This is a genomic window from Streptomyces sp. NPDC110618, from assembly GCF_055657065.1.
In genome coordinates this window covers 354,866-367,992 of the sequence record NZ_JBVKBN010000003.1, presented here as the reverse complement: position 1 = coordinate 367,992, position 13,127 = coordinate 354,866, and the positions used below count along the sequence as shown (strand labels likewise).

17 protein-coding genes are annotated in these 13,127 nt (G+C 72.9%); 10 read left to right on the top strand and 7 right to left on the bottom strand.

What is annotated here, in order from left to right; translation table 11 throughout:
- Window positions 1–2: 2 nt before the first annotated feature.
- Window positions 3–398 (bottom strand): TOBE domain-containing protein, encoded by a 396-nt coding sequence (locus ACZ7L7_RS08245; RefSeq protein WP_285512348.1) that lies wholly within the window; start codon window positions 396–398, stop codon window positions 3–5.
- A gap of 123 nt (window positions 399–521) precedes the next feature.
- Between ACZ7L7_RS08245 and ACZ7L7_RS08240 the strand changes: the two genes are divergently transcribed.
- The 3 genes from ACZ7L7_RS08240 to ACZ7L7_RS08230 are packed head-to-tail and all read left to right on the top strand — an operon-like array spanning window position 522 to window position 2,963.
- Complete coding sequence (locus ACZ7L7_RS08240; protein WP_285512347.1) at window positions 522–1,889, top strand: MBL fold metallo-hydrolase; 1,368 nt, start codon at window positions 522–524, stop codon at window positions 1,887–1,889.
- 1 nt (window position 1,890) lies between these two features.
- Window positions 1,891–2,214, top strand: coding sequence for a rhodanese-like domain-containing protein (locus tag ACZ7L7_RS08235; protein ID WP_285512346.1), 324 nt, complete (start codon window positions 1,891–1,893; stop codon window positions 2,212–2,214).
- Window positions 2,211–2,963 (top strand): sulfite exporter TauE/SafE family protein, encoded by a 753-nt coding sequence (locus tag ACZ7L7_RS08230; protein WP_285512345.1) that lies wholly within the window; start codon window positions 2,211–2,213, stop codon window positions 2,961–2,963. Before ACZ7L7_RS08235 ends, ACZ7L7_RS08230 begins: the two co-directional genes overlap by 4 nt.
- Window positions 2,964–2,975: 12 nt before the next feature.
- Here ACZ7L7_RS08230 and ACZ7L7_RS08225 read toward each other — a convergent pair whose 3' ends face one another.
- Window positions 2,976–3,263, bottom strand: coding sequence for a metal-sensitive transcriptional regulator (locus tag ACZ7L7_RS08225; RefSeq protein WP_093719389.1), 288 nt, complete (start codon window positions 3,261–3,263; stop codon window positions 2,976–2,978).
- Window positions 3,264–3,351: 88 nt separating this feature from the next.
- On the opposite strand from ACZ7L7_RS08225, the gene ACZ7L7_RS08220 reads away from it, so the two are divergent.
- Window positions 3,352–3,957 carry a rhodanese-like domain-containing protein gene (locus tag ACZ7L7_RS08220; RefSeq protein ID WP_453603784.1) on the top strand — a complete coding sequence of 202 codons (606 nt, stop codon included), beginning with the start codon at window positions 3,352–3,354 and terminating at the stop codon, window positions 3,955–3,957.
- On the opposite strand, the gene ACZ7L7_RS08215 is transcribed toward ACZ7L7_RS08220, so the two are convergent.
- From ACZ7L7_RS08215 to ACZ7L7_RS08205, 3 genes are all read right to left on the bottom strand, one after another.
- A complete protein-coding gene (locus tag ACZ7L7_RS08215) occupies window positions 3,936–5,018 on the bottom strand; it encodes a tyrosinase family protein (RefSeq protein WP_472075316.1) in 1,083 nt (360 codons plus the stop codon). The genes ACZ7L7_RS08220 and ACZ7L7_RS08215 overlap by 22 nt on opposite strands.
- On the bottom strand, window positions 5,005–5,526 hold the full coding sequence (locus tag ACZ7L7_RS08210; RefSeq protein WP_285512342.1) for a hypothetical protein: 522 nt from the start codon (window positions 5,524–5,526) through the stop codon (window positions 5,005–5,007). The genes ACZ7L7_RS08215 and ACZ7L7_RS08210 overlap by 14 nt, the downstream gene beginning before the upstream one ends.
- A 114-nt stretch (window positions 5,527–5,640) precedes the next feature.
- Window positions 5,641–6,825, bottom strand: a complete 1,185-nt coding sequence (locus ACZ7L7_RS08205) for an NAD(P)/FAD-dependent oxidoreductase (protein WP_471591863.1) — start codon at window positions 6,823–6,825, stop codon at window positions 5,641–5,643.
- Between the two features lie 105 nt (window positions 6,826–6,930).
- On the opposite strand from ACZ7L7_RS08205, the gene ACZ7L7_RS08200 reads away from it, so the two are divergent.
- Entirely contained in the window at window positions 6,931–7,380 is a 450-nt protein-coding gene (locus ACZ7L7_RS08200) for an RpiB/LacA/LacB family sugar-phosphate isomerase (protein ID WP_285512340.1), read from the top strand.
- Between the two features lies 1 nt (window position 7,381).
- On the opposite strand, the gene paaK is transcribed toward ACZ7L7_RS08200, so the two are convergent.
- Together paaK and paaI are read right to left on the bottom strand one after the other, a co-directional pair.
- Entirely contained in the window at window positions 7,382–8,695 is a 1,314-nt protein-coding gene (gene paaK, locus ACZ7L7_RS08195; RefSeq protein WP_453603779.1) for a phenylacetate--CoA ligase PaaK, read from the bottom strand.
- Window positions 8,692–9,117 (bottom strand): hydroxyphenylacetyl-CoA thioesterase PaaI, encoded by a 426-nt coding sequence (gene paaI / locus ACZ7L7_RS08190; protein WP_453603777.1) that lies wholly within the window; start codon window positions 9,115–9,117, stop codon window positions 8,692–8,694. Before paaI ends, paaK begins: the two co-directional genes overlap by 4 nt.
- Before the next feature lie 173 nt (window positions 9,118–9,290).
- On the opposite strand from paaI, the gene paaA reads away from it, so the two are divergent.
- The 5 genes from paaA to paaE are packed head-to-tail and all read left to right on the top strand — an operon-like array spanning window position 9,291 to window position 13,004.
- The gene (gene paaA / locus ACZ7L7_RS08185; RefSeq protein WP_285512337.1) at window positions 9,291–10,277 is read left to right on the top strand and encodes a 1,2-phenylacetyl-CoA epoxidase subunit PaaA; all 987 of its coding nucleotides are present in this window, start codon (window positions 9,291–9,293) and stop codon (window positions 10,275–10,277) included.
- Window positions 10,274–10,561 (top strand): 1,2-phenylacetyl-CoA epoxidase subunit PaaB, encoded by a 288-nt coding sequence (paaB, locus tag ACZ7L7_RS08180; protein ID WP_093719364.1) that lies wholly within the window; start codon window positions 10,274–10,276, stop codon window positions 10,559–10,561. Before paaA ends, paaB begins: the two co-directional genes overlap by 4 nt.
- Window positions 10,562–10,570: 9 nt before the next feature.
- Window positions 10,571–11,398: a 1,2-phenylacetyl-CoA epoxidase subunit PaaC gene (gene paaC, locus ACZ7L7_RS08175; protein ID WP_285512336.1), complete on the top strand. Its 828-nt coding sequence runs from the start codon at window positions 10,571–10,573 to the stop codon at window positions 11,396–11,398.
- Window positions 11,392–11,898: a 1,2-phenylacetyl-CoA epoxidase subunit PaaD gene (paaD, locus tag ACZ7L7_RS08170; RefSeq protein ID WP_285512335.1), complete on the top strand. Its 507-nt coding sequence runs from the start codon at window positions 11,392–11,394 to the stop codon at window positions 11,896–11,898. The genes paaC and paaD overlap by 7 nt, the downstream gene beginning before the upstream one ends.
- Complete coding sequence (paaE, locus tag ACZ7L7_RS08165) at window positions 11,898–13,004, top strand: 1,2-phenylacetyl-CoA epoxidase subunit PaaE (RefSeq protein WP_285512334.1); 1,107 nt, start codon at window positions 11,898–11,900, stop codon at window positions 13,002–13,004. Before paaD ends, paaE begins: the two co-directional genes overlap by 1 nt.
- Window positions 13,005–13,127: the final 123 nt, after the last annotated feature.

Sequence of the window (13,127 nt, the reverse complement as noted above, 5' to 3'; positions counted from 1 at the left end):
GGTCACGGTCGGTCGATGTGTACGTTGGTCGACTTCACCCGGGCCGTGGCCTCCATGCCGATCTCCAGGCCCAGCTCCTCCACCGCCTCGCGGGTCAGCAGGGAGACCAGGCGGTGCGGTCCGGCCTGGATCTCCACCTGGGCCGCGACGTCCCCGAGCTTGATCGCGGTGACGATGCCGGGGAAGGAGTTGCGGACGGACGTGTAGGGGGTCTGGCCCTCGGCCCCGCCGCTCTTGGCCAGCTCCACGGAGAAGGCGGCCAGGTCCTTCCCGTCCACGAGGCGGCGCCCGGTCTCGTCCCGGCGGGTGGCCACGCGGCCCGCGTCCGCCCAGCGTCGCGCGGTGTCGGGGCTCACGCCGAGGAGCCGTGCGGCCTGGCCGATTGTGTAGGACTGCATGCCGATCACCTTAGACGCCGATTCCGGCCGTTCCCGGCTCCCAAAAATACCCCTGGGGGTACCCGTGCTACATTCGCCATATACCCCGGGGGGTAATCCGTGGATGGGAAAGGAGTGCCCGGAGTGTTCTTCATCGACACCGTCGACGTGGCAGGACTCGGCAATCGCGGCTATCTGGCGGGCGGCGAGCGGACGGCCGTGGTGGTCGACCCGCCGCGCGACATCGACCGCGTGCTGGCGGCAGCGGTACGGCGGGACGTACGGATCACGCACGTGGTGGAGACGCACCTGCACAACGACTACGTCTCCGGCGGCCTGGAGCTCGCCCGGCTGACCGGCGCCACCTACCTGGTCCCCGCCGACGCCCACGTCTCCTTCGCCCGCACCCAGGTGCGCGACGGCGACCGGGTGACCGTCGACGCCGACGCGGGCCTCACCCTGCGCGCCCTGGCCACGCCGGGCCACACCCCGCACCACACCTCCTACGTCCTTGAGGAGCACGGCACCGCCGTCGCCGCCTTCACCGGGGGCTCCCTGCTCATCGGCACCGTCGGCCGCCCCGACCTGGTCGAGCCGCGGCTGACCGAGCGGCTGGCCCGCGCCCAGCACGCCTCCGCGCACCGCCTGGCCGCCGAACTCCCCGACGAGACACCCGTGCTGCCCACCCACGGCTTCGGCAGCTTCTGCTCCTCGACGCAGGCCGCGGGCGACGCCACGACGATCGGCAAGGAGAAGGCGCAGAACGAGGCGCTCACCCTGGACGTCGACACCTTCGTCGCCGAACTCCTTGCGGGCCTCGACGACATACCCGCCTACTACACGCACATGGGGCCCCTCAACGCCGCCGGACCCCGGCCGCTCGACCTCACCCCGCCCGCCGTCGCCGACGCCGACGAGATCGCCGCCCGGCTCGCGGCGGGGGAGTGGGTGGTGGACCTGCGCAGCCGCGTCGCCTTCGCCGAGGGACACGTCGCGGGCACCTTCAACTTCGAGGCCGTCGGCCAGTTCGCGATGTACCTCGCCTGGCTGATCCCCTGGGGCAGGCCGGTGACCCTGCTCGCCGGGTCGGCGGAGCAACTGGCCGAGGCCCAGCGCGCGCTGACGCGCGTCGGCATCGACCGGCCCGCCGCCGCGGTCACCGGCGGCCCGGCCGACTGGGTCCGCGCCGACGAGACGCCCGCCGCCTTCCCCCGCGCCGATTTCGCCGAACTGGCCCGCCGCCACCCGGCCGAGGGCACGGTCGTCCTCGACGTACGGCGCGACTCCGAGCGGGCCTGCGGACACATCGAGGGCTCGGTCCACATCCCCCTGCACACCCTGCACCGCCGGATCGACGAGGTCCCCGACGGTGAGGTGTGGGTGCACTGCGCCGGCGGTATGCGAGCCGCGATCGCCGCGTCCCTGCTGGACGCGGCGGGTCGGCGCGTCGTCGCGGTGGACGACGCCTTCGACTCCGCGGAACGCGCCGGTCTCGTCGTGCGGGCCTGCTGACATGGCCGGGCGCATCACCGTCCAGGAGGCGGCCGAGCTGACCCGGAACGGCGGTCCGGCCCTACTGGTGGACGTACGCGAGACGGACGAGTGGCAGTCGGCCCATGTCCCGTGGGCGCTGCACCTGCCGCTGGGGGCCCTGCCCCAGCTGCCGCCCGAGGCACAGTGCCGCCCCCTGGTCCTGCTGTGCCGTTCCGGCAACCGCTCCCGGTGGGCCGCCGACCTGCTGACCGGCCTGGGCGTCGACGCGGTGGACGTGATCGGCGGGATGACCGAGTGGGCGCGGGCCGGGCTGCCCGTGGAACCGGACGGCGCCGCGACGTGACCGCTGTGCTCCTCGCCCTGGCCGCCGGGGCCGTCGTAGGGCTGGCGCTGGGTGCTCTCGGGGGCGGCGGCAGCGTGCTCGCCGTCCCCGCGCTGATCTACCTGCTGGGCTTCAGCCCGGCGGCGGCCACCACCGCGTCGCTCGTCATCGTCGTCCTCACCTCGGCCACCGCCCTGTACGGGCACGCCCGCGACGGGCGGGTCCGCTGGCGCGCGGGGCTCGCCTTCGCGGCGGCGGGCGCCGTCCCGGCCCTGCTCGGCGGCACCCTCGCCGCCCGCATCCCCGACGCCCTGCTCACGGCCGCCTTCGCGGTCCTGGCGGCCGTGGTCGCCACCCGCATGCTGCGCGCCGCCCGGCCAGGACCGGCCATCGGGGAGCGTCCGCTACGGCCCCGGCGCGCGGCCGGGGTCGGCGCGGGGCTCGGCGCCGTCACCGGCGTGCTCGGGGTGGGCGGCGGCTTCCTGGCCGTACCGGCGCTGGTGACGGGCGTCGGCCTGCGGATGCGGGTCGCGGTGGGCACCAGCCTGCTCGTGATCACGGTCAACTCACTGACCGCCCTCACCGCCCGCGCCGACACCACCGCCGACCTGGACTGGTCCCTCGTGGCCCCGTTCGCCGCCGCGGCGATGCTGGCCGCCTGGGACGGCCGCCGACTGGCGACCAGGACGTCCGCGGACACCCTGCAACGGGCGTTCGCCGTGGCGCTCCTGGCGGTGTCGGCCTTCATGCTGGCCGAGGCCCTGCTCTGAGGGCCCGGGAGCTCAGGCCAGCGACAGGAAGAGCTTCTCCAGGCGGGCCCGCATCTGTTCCGCGTCCTCGCCGTTGCTGCGGCCCGCCTCCATGTCGGCCACGCACTGCTGCAGGCCGGTCGCGATGATGGCGAAGCCGGCCCGGTCCAGGGCCCGGGAGGCGGCGGCGAGCTGCATGACGACCTCCTCGCAGTCCCGGCCCTCCTCGATCATCCGGATCACACCGGAGATCTGGCCCTGCGCCCGGCGCAGCCGGTTCAGCACGGCCTTCAGCTCGGCACCCGCGAGGTCCAGTTCCACCATCACTCCTCCATGAATACCCCTAGGGGTACTCTACGTCCCGGTTCGGGAACACGTCGAACATCGAACAACAAGGATCACATCTGCCATGACCGCACCGCTGACCCCCGTCGTCGTCACCCCCGGCCAGGCCCGCGCCCGGCTGCACGAGTTCACCGTGATCGACGTCCGGACCCCCGGCGAGCACGCCACCGGTCACCTGCCCGGCGCCCTCAACCTCCCGCTCGACCACATCCGCGGCGCCCTGCCCGAGCTGCGCGGGACCGAGGGCCTCCTGCTGGTGTGCGCCTCCGGCGCCCGCTCCGAGAACGCCTGCCGCATCCTCGCCGCCGAGGGCATCGAGGCCGCCACCCTCGCCGGAGGCACCAGCGCCTGGGCCGCCGAGGGCCACGACCTCCACCACCACCCCGAACCCGGCACCGCCCGCACGGTCTGGGGCATGGAACGCCAGGTGCGCCTCACGGCGGGCTCGCTGGTCCTCCTGGGCATCCTCCTCGGCGCCTTCGTCCACCCGGCCTGGCAGCTGCTCTCCGCCGGTATCGGCGGCGGCCTGGTCTTCTCCGCCCTCACCAACACCTGCGGCATGGCCGCCGTCCTCGCCAAGCTCCCGCACAACCGCCCGCGCGGCACCGACGTCGAGGCCACCCGCGAAGCGCTGCGCCTGCGCGCGGCTCAGGAGACGGGCGGCGCGTAGCGGTAGCCGACGGAGTCGATCGTCCCGGTGTCCAGCACGTCCTCCACGGTGACGGGGGCCGCGCCGGAGAAGTCCGGCAGGAGCTGCTTCACCTGGGCGTCGACGTCGGCCTCGTAGCCGGGCGCCGAGCCCACCCACGGCCACATCCAGTCATGCAGACGGTGCCCGGCAGGCGCGGGCTCCAGGTTGAACGGCGACACCTCGTGCGGCGGCGGGTAGTGGTCGCGCGGCTTGGAGCCCGGGACCGCGGCGAGCCGCCGGTTCTGCCAGTTCGCCCAGATCCGGTCCACGTTGGCGTGGTGCAGCCAGAAGACGGGGTCGTTGGGCGAGAAGCCCCGGGACATATGGCCGCCGATGAAGTTGTGCCCGGAGTTGTGGGTGGGCACGAACACCGGCATCCCGCCCGGGCCCGGCACTGAGAACCCCTCCTCCAGGGCGGTCCAGAAGTACCAGAAGGGATGGACGCCCGGCTGCTGGAGGACGTACTGCTCCAGCACCGCGACGGACGTCCGCGCGGGCGGCCACAGCTCGCCCGTGCGGGCGCGGGCGAGGGTTGTGCCGAAGGTCTCCTCCAGCAGCGGGTGCACGGGGAATCCGGTCACCCCGGGCGGGTCGGCCGGCCACCAGGCGGGCCGCTCGGCCGGGGGCACGGGGTTGCGCAGGACGCCGTCGGTCACGGGCGCGGGGGCGCCGGTGCCGAGGGAGGCGAGGAAGTCGCCGGTGAACAGTTCACCGACGGCACCTGGGTGGTCGGCCCAGTCCCAGTAGGGGACGGTGACACCGGGCACCTCGGCCTGGAGCGCCCGTTCGAACTCGCGGACGTACTGGCGGTGCCAGGCGCAGAACCCGATGTTCCAGTGCGCGAAGTTCACGGTCTCCCCGGGCGCGAGCCCCGGCGGCCGGACCGACATGACCGCGCGGTGCAGGGCGACGAACTGGTCGTAGACGCTCGCTCCCGCGGGCCCGGCGGGGGCCGGCCGGTGCTTGAGCCGGATGACCGCCTCCAGGAACGCCTCACGCTCCGGTCCGGTCAGGTCGACGGCGCTCCTACGGATGTCCATGCCCGCTGCCTCCCTGCCGGCCGTGGTGGTCGTGGCCGCCGCCACCGGTGGAGTGGTGGTGCTCCAGGTGGCCGGTGGCGGGAACGCCGTGCAGACCGGCGAAGAAGGGGCGCTCGGGATCGTCCGACAGCAGCCGGGTGAGCAGTTCCCGGAAGGTCTCGTCCGTATGGGTCCGCAGGACCAGCGTGCTCTGGTACATGTTCGCCGGGCCGAGCCCGATCCGGAGCAGTACCCCGGCCCGGTACGGGGTGACCGAGATCTCCGCCGGGTGCACTCCGACCGCGCCGCAGTGCACGGTGCCCTCCAGCGAGGCGGCCAGCTCCTTGACGCGGTGCGCGTTGCAGCCGTCGGCGGGGGTGAGGGTGGTCAGCAGGACCAGGTGGTCGTAGAGCATGCCCGGGCCGGTGACGACGACCCGGACCTCCGGGGCGTCCACCAGGAGGTCCACGAGCGAGGCGCCCCCCTTGCTCAGGGCCAGCGTCGCGCTGCGGTATGCGGAGGTCGCCATGCGACCAGCCTCCGGCGGTGCGGCGGCGCGGCGCCAGCCCTGGGCACCCGAAAGGGTCCGTACGTCACGGCTGGGCGACCGTCACGGCTGGGCGACCGTCACGGTTGGGCACCGTCACGGCTGGGCCACCGGAGCCTGCGCGGGCCGGCTCCGCAGGACCTCGCGGCGGTGCTCGCCCTTCGGCCAGTGGTGCGAGCCGGGCCTGTGGGCCTCCTTCACCAGGTGCTTGACGCTGAAGGTGTAGGTCAGCCCCTTGAGCTTCGCGCCCGCGCGGCCGCTGACGTACAGGCGCCTGGCGGTGTCGTCCTTGCGGGCGAGCTGGAAGATGCCCGCGCCGCTGCCGATGCTGACGCACATGGCGTTGAACGACAGGTCGAGGGGCTCGGCCCGCTGCCCGGCGAGCCGGTGGAGGACGGTGTCCGCGGCGTGGGCGCCCAGGCATCCGGCCGCGTAGGCGCTCATCCGGAAGGGCAGGTCGGACGGCGCCGCCGAGTCCCCGGCCGCCACGATGCGCTCGTCGTCCACGCAGGTCAGGGTCTCGTCGGTGAGCAGGCGGCCCGCCGAGTCGGTGGTCAGGCCGCTGCGCGCGGCCAGGTCCGGCACCCCGAACCCGGCGGTCCACACGGTGACCTCGCTCGGCAGCACGCGCCCGTCGGCGAGGTGCACGGCGTCCCGCTCCACCCGCGTCACCTTGGTCCCCGGGCCGTCGAGCACGGTCACGCCGAGCCGGGCCAGCCGCCGGGCCGCCGTACGACGGGCACGCGGGTGCAGGTACGGGCCGAGCGGGCCGCCGCACAGCAGGGTGACCCGGCGTCCGCGCTCGGCCAGTTCACCGGCGGTCTCGATACCGGTCGGGCCGCCACCGACCACCGTCACCGCGGCGGTCCCCGGGGTGTCGTCGAGGCGCGAGCGCAGGTCCCGCGCCGCCTCCAGAGTGGCCACGGCGTGGGTGAACCCGGCGCCGGGCACCCGCGGTTCGGCCCCGCCGCTGCCCACGGCGTAGACGAGGTAGTCGTAGTCGAGGCGGCTGCCGTCGGCGAGTTCGACCGCGCGCCCGGCCGCGTCGATCCGGGTCACGTGGTCGACGAGGAGCCGGACGCGGTCGGCCAGGACCTCGTGGTAGTCGACGAGCACGTCGTCGGCGCCGCCCACCAGTTGGTGCAGCCGGAGCCGGGGGACGAAGACCGGGCGGGAGTTGATCACGGTCACGGTCAGTTCGGGGTGCTGCGTCAGCCGGTTCGCGGCCATCACGCCCGCGAAGCCGCCGCCGATCACGATCACGTGCGCGTGGGCAGTCATGGTGTCTCCTCCGCATCAAGGTGTCGGCCTCAAGACACCGCGCGGACGAACCCTGTGACAGCTTGTGGCGTGGATCACGAAAGTCGGCTGAGTAGGCTGCGAGGCATGCGGATCTCCGTCTCCTCCGACATGGACGAACCCGTCGCCCGCCTCCTCCTTGAGGAACTTCAGCGGCGCGGCCACGAGACCGTGCCGCACGGGGCGCTGCGGCCGGGCGCGGACCCCCAGTGGGCGGTGTGCTCCGAGGCCGCGGCCCGCGAGGTCGCCGACGGACGCGCCGACATGGGCGTGGTCTGCTGCTGGACCGGCACCGGCGCTTCCATCGCCGCGAACAAGGTGCCCGGTGTGCGCGCCGCCCTGTGCACGGACGCGTACACGGCGGACGGCGCGCGCCGCTGGAACGACGCCAATGTGCTCGCCCTCAGTCTGCGGCTGACCTCCGGGCCGCTGCTGAAGGAGATCCTCGACGCCTGGTTCGCGGCCGGGGCGAGCGAGGACGCCGAGGACCGGCAGAACGTGGCGCACGTCGCCCGGATCGAGGGCCGTACGGGCTGACCTACGGCTCGCGGAGGTCCTTGACCCGCTTCAGCTTGCCGAGCGAGCGCTCCAGGGTCTCCGGTTCGACGATCTCCACGTCCACGCTGACACCGACGCCGTCCTTCACGCCCTGCGCGATGGCCCGCGCGGCCGCCTCGCGCTGCTCGGGGTTCGCGCCGGGGCGGCTCTCCACCCGGACGGTGAGGTGGTCCATCCGGCCGCGCCGGGTGAGCTGGATCTGGAAGTGCGGGGCGACGGCGGGCGTGCGCAGCACGATCTCCTCGATCTGCGTGGGGAACACATTCACCCCGCGCAGGATGATCATGTCGTCGCAGCGTCCGGTGACCTTCTGCATCCGCCGGAACGCCGGCCGCGCGGTGCCCGGCAGCAGCCGGGTCAGATCACGGGTGCGGTAGCGGATGATCGGCAGGGCCTCCTTGGTGAGCGAAGTGAACACGATCTCGCCCTCCTCGCCCTCCGGCATGATCTCGTCGGTGACCGGGTCGACGATCTCCGGGAAGAAGTGGTCCTCCCAGATGTGCAGACCGTCCTTGGTCTCCACGCACTCCTGCGCCACGCCCGGACCGATCACCTCGGACAGGCCGTAGATGTCCACGGCGTGGATCCCGGTGCGCTCCTCGATCTCGCGGCGCATTTCCTCCGTCCACGGCTCGGCCCCGAAGATGCCGACCCTGAGCGAGGTGTCCCGCGGATCCACCCCCTGCTTCTCGAACTCGTCGAGCAGGGTGAGCATGTAGGACGGCGTGACCATGATGATCTCGGGCCGGAAGTCCTGGATGATCTGCACCTGCCGGGCCGTCATCCCGCCGGAGGCCGGGATCACCGTGCATCCGGCGCGCTCGGCGCCGTAGTGGGCGCCCAGGCCGCCGGTGAACAGGCCGTAGCCGTAGGAGATGTGCACCTTGTGGCCGGGACGGCCGCCGGCCGCGCGGATCGAGCGGGCGACCACGTCCGACCACGTCGAGATGTCGTTCTCGGTGTACCCGACGACCGTGGGGCGGCCCGTGGTCCCGCTGGAGGCGTGCACGCGCCGCACCTCGGACATGGGGACCGCGAACATGCCGAAGGGGTAGGTGTCGCGCAGGTCGGCCTTGGTGGTGAAGGGGAACCGGGCGAGGTCCTCCAGGGTGCGGCAGTCCTCCGGGGTCACCCCGGCCGCGTCGAACTTCTTGCGGTACAGCTCCACGTTGTCGTAGGCGTGCCGCAACGTGGCGCGCAGCCGGTCCAGTTGGAGCTCCCTGAGCTGCTCGCGGCTCATCCGCTCGCCGTCGTCCAGCAGGTCGTGGGGCAGGGGCTCACCCAGGTTGCTCATCGCGACTCCTTCGGCGCGTCACCGGTTCCGCGGCCGACGCTGCGGCTGCGGCCGCGGAACTCCGCTATGACCTCGTCACCGCGCCGGACGCTCACGTCGTAGATACCACTGCGGCCGAACCGCGTCCGCTCCTCGGCGCGGGCCACCAGGACGTCGCCCGCGCGGGCCGGGGCGACGAAGGTGATGTCGGCGCCCGCCGCGACCGTCACCGGGCCGTGGCTGTTGCAGGCACAGGCGAAGGCGGTGTCGGCGAGCAGGAAGACATAGCCGCCGTGGGCGATGCCGTGCCCGTTGACCATCGCCGGCGTCACCGTCATCCGCAGCTCGGCCCAGCCCGTGCCGTGCTCCAGGAACTCGATCCCCAGACTCCGCGAGGCCTCGTCCGCGGCGAACATCGCCTCCGCGGGGTGTGCCGTGGTCATCTCCACCACCTCAGTCCCAACCGACCATTCGGTCCGCATTTGGCTCCCGGCCAAACAATCAGCCGCGCAAGGGCCTGTCAAGGGCGGTCCCGGGACCGCTGGGGTCTTGCCCGGGGCGCCGAAACACGTCACACTGGGAGCCGAACGAATGGTCGGTTGGGAAGCTGGTGCAGATGACCACGACACGCCTCGCCGAGGACTCGCCCCCCGAGTCGCCCGGGTCGCCCGAGGAGCTCCAGGCGCACTTCGACGCGACGATCGCGCACGACCAGCGCATCGAGCCGCGCGACTGGATGCCCGAGGGCTACCGCAAGACCCTCGTCCGGCAGATCGCGCAGCACGCCCACTCGGAGATCATCGGGATGCAGCCCGAGGGCGAGTGGATCACCCGCGCACCGTCGCTGCGCCGCAAGGCGATCCTCTTCGCCAAGGTGCAGGACGAGGCCGGACACGGCCTGTACCTGTACTCGGCGGCCGAGACCCTCGGCGTGGACCGGGCGGAGCTCACCGACCGCCTGATCGAGGGCCGCCAGAAGTACTCCTCGATCTTCAACTACCCCACGCTCAGCTTCGCCGACGTCGGCGTCATCGGCTGGTTCGTGGACGGCGCCGCGATCTGCAACCAGGTCCCGCTGTGCCGCAGCTCCTACGGCCCCTACGCGCGCGCCATGGTCCGCATCTGCAAGGAGGAGTCCTTCCACCAGCGGCAGGGCTACGAACTGCTGATGACGATGATGCGCGGCACCGACGAGCAGCGCGCCATGGTCCAGGACGCGGTGAACCGCTGGTGGTGGCCGTCGCTGATGATGTTCGGCCCGCCCGACGACGCCTCCCCGAACTCCGCGCAGTCCATGGCCTGGAAGATCAAGCGGCACAGCAACGACGAACTGCGCCAGCGCTTCGTCGACATGACCGTCCCGCAGGCCGAGAAGCTCGGCGTGACGCTCCCCGACCCGGAGCTGAAGTGGAACCCCGAGCGGGGCCGGCACGATTTCGGCACCCCGGACTGGGACGAGCTGATGCGGGTCATCAAGGGCGACGGACCCTGCAACGCCCAGCGGATGGAACGGCGCAGAAGCGCCCACGAGGAAGGCGCCTGGGTGCGCGAGGCGGCCACCGCCCACGCGGCCAAGCGGGCCCGGAAGGAACCGGCGGCATGAGCAAAGAGACCTGGCCCCTGTACGAGGTGTTCGTACGCGGCAAGCGCGGCCTGAACCACGTCCACGTGGGCTCGCTGCACGCCGCCGACGACCAGATGGCCCTCACCCACGCCCGCGACCTGTACACCCGGCGCAACGAGGGCGTGTCGATCTGGGTGGTGCGCTCCGAGCACATCGCCGCCTCCACGCGCGACGAGAAGGACCCCTTCTTCGCCCCCAGCGCGGACAAGGTCTACCGCCACCCGACGTTCTACGACATCCCCGACGATGTCCCGCACATTTAGGAGCCGGGGATGAGTGAGGACCACGTCTACATGACCCTCGCCGAGGGCCACGAGGACGACACCCGCTGGGCCTACGGCACCGGCTTCGAGGACCCCCTGCACGGCGTCGACACCACCGTGCCCGACACCGTCGACGCCGGGGAACTGGCCGCTCTCTGCGTCGCCCTGGGCGACGACGCGCTGGTCTCCGCGCAGCGCCTCGCCGAGTGGGTCACCCGCGCCCCCGAGCTGGAGGAGGAGGTCGCGCTCGCCAACATCGGCCTCGACCTGCTCGGCCAGGCCCGTCTGCTGTACTCCCGCGCGGGCCAGGTCGACGGCACCGGCCGCGACGAGGACGCCTACGCCTACTTCCGCGACGCCGCCGACTTCCGCAACGTACGGCTCGCCGAACTCCCGCGCGGGGACTTCGCGTTCTGTGTTGTCAGGCTCCTGGTCCTGTCCTCCTGGCGGCTCGCCCAGTTCGAACGGCTGCTGGGCCACCCCGACCCGGTGCTGGCCGCCGTCGCCGCCAAGGGCGCCAAGGAGCTGACCTACCACCGGCAGTACGCCGCCGAGTGGGCGGTCCGCCTCGGCGACGGCACCGAGGAGTCCCACACCCGGATGCGCAAGGCCCTCGACAAGGTCGCGCCCTACCTCGGCGAGCTGTTCACCGCCTGCGACGTACGCGACGAGGTCGTCGCCGTACTGCGCCAGGTGACCGAGGAGGCCGGGCTGCCCATGCCCGCCTACCGCCCGTCCTCCGGCTCCGGCCGGGCCGGCGAGCACACCGAGCACCTCGCCCCGCTCCTTGCGGAGCTGCAGGGCGTCGCTCGCGCCACCCCGGGGGCGACATGGTGACCCTCCAGCTCGACGCGCGGCACGCCCGGGAGATCGCCGAGAGCGTGCCGGACCCCGAGCTGCCCATGCTCACCCTCGCCGACCTGGGCGTCCTGCGGGACGTGACGCTCACCGAGGACGGCACCGTCGTCGCCGCGCTCACCCCCACCTACTCGGGCTGCCCCGCCATGGCCGAGATGCGCGCCGACGTCGCCGCCCGGCTGCGGGAGGCCGGGTACGAGCGCGTGGAGATCCGCACCGTCCTGAACCCGCCGTGGACCAGCGACTGGATCACCCCCGAGGGCCGCCGCAAGCTCGCCGAGCACGGCATCGCCCCGCCCGCCGCGGCCCCGCGCGGCCCCGTGCCGCTCACCCTGTCGCCGACCCGGCGCGAGGTGCCCTGCCCGCGGTGCGGCTCGGCGGACACCGAGGAGACCTCCCGGTTCGCCGCCACCTCCTGCAAGGCGCTCTGGCGCTGCCGCGCCTGCCGCGAGCCGTTCGAGTACGTCAAGGAGATCTGATGGCCCCGACCGCCCCCGCCGAGGCCGTGAAGCCGCGCCCGCGCCGCCGCCCGGTCTTCCACGCGCTGCGGGTCGCCGAGGTGCGCCCGCTGTGCGAGGACGCCGCCGCCGTCGGCTTCGAGATCCCGCCCGAGCTGGCCGAGGAGTTCGCCTTCGAGCCGGGTCAGTCGCTGACCCTGCGGCGCGAGATCGACGGCCGCGACGAGCGCCGCTCGTACTCGATCTGCACCCCGGTCGGATCGGCCCCGCGCATCGGCGTCCGGGTGGTGCCCGGCGGCCTGTTCTCCTCCTGGCTCGTCAACGAACTGCGCCCCGGCGACACCGTCGAAGTCATGGCCCCCACCGGCAACTTCACCCCGGACCTGACCGTCCCCGGCCACCATGTGCTGATCGCCGCGGGTTCCGGCATCACCCCGATGATCTCCATCGCCGAGTCCGTGCTGGCCGCCGACTCCCGCTCCCGGGTCACCCTTTTCTACGGCAACCGCCGCTCCGGCACGGTGATGTTCGCCGACGAACTGGCCGACCTCAAGGACCTCTACCCGAGCCGCTTCCAGCTCGCCCACGTCCTCTCCCGCGAGCCCCGCGAGGCCGAGGTGCTCTCGGGCCGGCTCGACGCGGACCGGCTCTCCACCCTCATCGACGGCCTGGTCGACGTGAGCACCGCCGACCACTGGTGGCTGTGCGGCCCGCACGGCATGGTCCGCGACGCGCAGCGCGTCCTCGAAGGGCTCGGCGTTCCCGCCGACCGCGTCCACCAGGAACTGTTCTACGCCGACGACGAGCCCGTGCGCGAGGTGCACCACACGGAGGCCGGACCCACCGGCCCCGTCAGCCAGGTCACCGTCGTCCTCGACGGCCGCACCACCACCTCCGCCCTGCCGAGGGAGAGCAGCATCCTGGACGGCGCCCAACGCAGCCGCCCCGACCTGCCGTTCGCCTGCAAGGGCGGCGTCTGCGGCACCTGCCGCGCCCTGGTCACCGACGGCAAGGCCGACATGCGCCGCAACTTCGCCCTCGAAGAGGCCGAGGTGGAGGCGGGCTATGTGCTCACCTGCCAGTCGTACCCGGTATCCGAGACGCTGACGGTGGACTTCGACAGCTGAAAGGAAGAACCCCGGCTGTCCGTACGGCGGACGGCCGGGGTTCTCCACGTCGAGGGCGAGGAGAGCGAGAGGACTAGCTCAGGAATCCGCTGCTGCGGAGGATAGAAGGAAGCCCCCTCATGG